Genomic DNA, 3200 nt, shown 5'->3' on the forward strand with positions numbered 1-3200 from the left:
TTCGCCGGCAAGGAGAACGCGGCAACACCACGCAGCACCGGGCCGGAGGCGACGGACGGCATTCTCCCGGCCTGGCCGATGCCGGGCTCGAAAGGCCGCATCTGGATCGACTACCAGAACGACGTGACGGTGAAGGACGTCGAGCTGGCCGCACGCGAAAACTTCGTCTCGGTCGAACATCTGAAGCGCTACACCACGCTCGGCATGGCGACCGACCAGGGCAAGACCTCCAACCTGCCCGGGCTGGCGCTGATGGCAGGGATTACCGGCCGCACGGTGCCGGAGGTCGGCACCACCACCTACCGGCCGCCGTTCACGCCGGTGCCGCTGGCAAGCTTTGCCGGCGCGCGCGTCGGTGAATTGATGGCGCCGGTACGGCGGCTGCCGCTCGAAAACGTCCATCGCGCCAGCGGCGCTGTCTTCCAGGAATATGGCGGCTGGCTGCGGCCTGCTCATTATGGCGGCAACGCGGACGCGGAACGTTCGATCGCGGACGAGGCGCGACGTGCGCGCCAGTCGGTCGCGCTGTTCGATGGTTCGACGCTCGGCAAGAGCGAGGTGATCGGGCCGCAGGCGGCGGCGTTCGTCGATTTCCTCTACTACAACACCATGTCAACATTGAAACCGGGCCGCTGCCGTTATGGCTTCATGCTGTCTGAGAACGGCGTGGTCTTCGACGACGGCGTGCTGGTGCGGCTGGACGAGCATCGCTTCGTCGTGTCGTGCTCGTCCTCGCATGTCGCCGCCGTCCATGCGCGGCTGGAGGAATGGCGCCAGGACCGTTTTGGCCGCGGCGCCGTCTACATCCACAACGCCACACCGGACATGGCGACACTGACCGTTTCGGGGCCAAATGCCCGCAAGCTGCTGGAAAAGCTGCATCTTGGCCTCTCGCTCGACGATGCCGACCTGCCGCATATGGCGATCGGTCATGGCACTTATGCCGGCGACGAAGTCCGCATCGCCCGCGTCAGTTTCACCGGCGACAGGAGCTACGAGATTTCGATCCGGGCCGACCACGCCGAGCCGCTATGGGCGCATCTGCGCGAGGCCGGCCAGGCGCTCGACGCCATCGTCATCGGCCTGGAGGCGCTGATGATCCTGCGTGCCGAAAAGGGTTTTATCGTCATCGGCAAGGACACCGACGGCACCACATTGCCGCATGATCTCGGCGTCCACGGTCCGCGGGCCAAACGCAAGACCGAGTTCGTCGGCCGCCGCTCATTGTTCACCGAGGAGGCGTCGCGTGACAATCGCATGCAGCTTGTCGGGCTGGCAGTGCCGCAAGGCGAAGCACCGCTGCCGACCGGCGCGCATGGCATCAAACGGATCGACGGCAGATTGCGCAGCCAGGGCTTTGTCACCTCGAGCTACCAGAGCCCGACGCTTGGCCGCCCGGTTGCGCTTGGGCTGATAGAGCGCGGCGCGACGCGGCACGGCGAGACGATTGACATCCAGTATCTCGGCAAGATCAGCAAGGCGACAATTACCGCCCCTTGCGCCTTCGACCCGGCAGGAGACCGGCTGCATGCGTGATCTCGCGGAAAAATGGTCCGTTGCACCGGACTGGCAATCGGCGGTGATCAAGGTGCCCGGCCTTGTGGTGCGCGCGGTCTGCGGCCTCAACCAGTTGCTGGTCAGCGGCGACCTCGACGCGTGGGCGCGGGCTTCGAGCGCCGACGGGAACGGAGTCGGAGCCTTTGGCACCGCACAAGGTGACCGCTATGCGGCGCGACTGGCGCGCGACCGGCTGCTGATCGTCTCGAACAGCCCGCTTGCCATCGCCTCGGGCTGGCACACAGACGGGTTCGCGGTGACGGCGATCAGCGCCGGGTTGCAAATGTTCGAGGCCGAGGGCACGGCGCTCGACGCTTTCATCGCGCGTGGAACGACGCTCGATCCCAGCCAAGCGAGCGCCAGTGCAGCGCTGTCCTTCGCCGACATCAGCGCCGTCGTCTATCGCCATGACGCCAAGCTGCGCATCCATGTCGATCGCGGTCTTGCCGCCTATCTCTGGACATGGATGGAAATTGCCGCCGGCAACATCGCCGCAGGATCAGCGAAGTAGCCGGTTACGGCTGGTCAGAGTGTGAACGACCAGAACAGGCAGGCCAGCGTCGCAGCGGCAAAGACGACGAAGAACAGGCTGCGCAGCAGCACGTTGCGGCGCAACTCGTTCATGACAAAGTGACAACCGACGATCGCCGCGGCAAACAGGAACCGCCAGTTCAGCAATGTCCACACGGCGCTGCCCTGCCCGAACGCCCATCTGGCGACCATACAGCCGACGATGGTCGCAAACAGTGCGATCACGGTCCAGAAAAGGGCATCGGCGGCATGGGTCAGGACGATACCGGCCGCCCTTATCGGCAGGATCATCATCAGCATCGCGCTGAAGAAATAGACGGCGGCAATCGGGATGAACACGCCGGCGTCGGCAATGCCGTCAAGGCGCCTGACGCCGATCGCGCCATAGGGATAGCCGTGCCTGGCGACAGCCAGGCTCAACGCCATGAGCAAGGCGGTCAGCACGGCGACCAATGCGAAGGATGTGAGGGCTTTGCTCATGACGTTCCTGTCCCAGACGAATCAGACAGGAACGGTTTTAGCGGTCGGTCGTAAATTGCGCGTAAGCGGGGGCGCTGCCCTCACGGATTTCGTTCAGTTCAATCTGGCTGACGACAGGCTATTCAGCGGCGATCCGGCCTGCCGAACGATTGGCCAGCACAAAGCCGACCTCGTCGACCGCCTGCGCCGCACGCTTAAGGATCGCCTCGGAGCGCAGCACGCCGTCGGTGAAATCCTTGTCGGTGGCGTAGACGGCGGTGGGCAGCGCAAAGGCCTCGAAGAAGCCGAACAGCGGCCGCAGCTGATGCTCGACGATCAAGGCATGGCGCTCGCCACCGCCGGTCGCCGTCAGCACGATGGGCTTTCCCCGCAATGCCGCCGGATCGATCAGGTCGAAGAAATGCTTGAACAGGCCGGTATAGCTGCCCTTGTAGGTCGGCGAGCCCACGACAAGCACGTCGGCGGCGAGGATTTGTTCCAGGATCGCGTGCGCCTGGCCGTCGAGATCGCGGGCCCATTTCGCCGTTCCCAGCGACGGCCCGAGATCCTCGATATCATAGGTGCTCGCCGATAGGCCGTGGCTGGCGGCGATGTCCCTGGCGACCAGATCGACGAAGGCGCGCGTCTTTGAC

Annotated in this window: 4 protein-coding genes; 2 read left to right on the forward strand and 2 right to left on the reverse strand. The window is 64.9% G+C overall.

Features of this window, described 5'->3' with window-relative positions; translation table 11 throughout:
- The coding region (locus tag EN969_RS23570) for a glycine cleavage T C-terminal barrel domain-containing protein (protein ID WP_281060026.1) at nt 1-1536 on the forward strand (1536 nt) is incomplete at its 5' end.
- Complete coding sequence (locus tag EN969_RS23575; protein WP_063169863.1) at nt 1529-2068, forward strand: hypothetical protein; 540 nt, start codon at nt 1529-1531, stop codon at nt 2066-2068. The genes EN969_RS23570 and EN969_RS23575, both read left to right, overlap by 8 nt.
- A gap of 14 nt (nt 2069-2082) precedes the next feature.
- On the opposite strand, the gene EN969_RS23580 is transcribed toward EN969_RS23575, so the two are convergent.
- Together EN969_RS23580 and msuE are read right to left on the reverse strand one after the other, a co-directional pair.
- A complete protein-coding gene (locus tag EN969_RS23580; protein WP_063169862.1) occupies nt 2083-2568 on the reverse strand; it encodes a hypothetical protein in 486 nt (161 codons plus the stop codon).
- Between the two features lie 118 nt (nt 2569-2686).
- Nucleotides 2687-3200 (reverse strand): FMN reductase (msuE, locus tag EN969_RS23585; protein WP_127419436.1); only part of this gene is annotated, 514 nt, incomplete at its 5' end.

Origin of the sequence: Mesorhizobium sp. M7A.F.Ca.CA.003.01.2.1 (genome assembly GCF_003998945.1) — a bacterium.
Lineage (GTDB): Bacteria > Pseudomonadota > Alphaproteobacteria > Rhizobiales > Rhizobiaceae > Mesorhizobium > Mesorhizobium ciceri.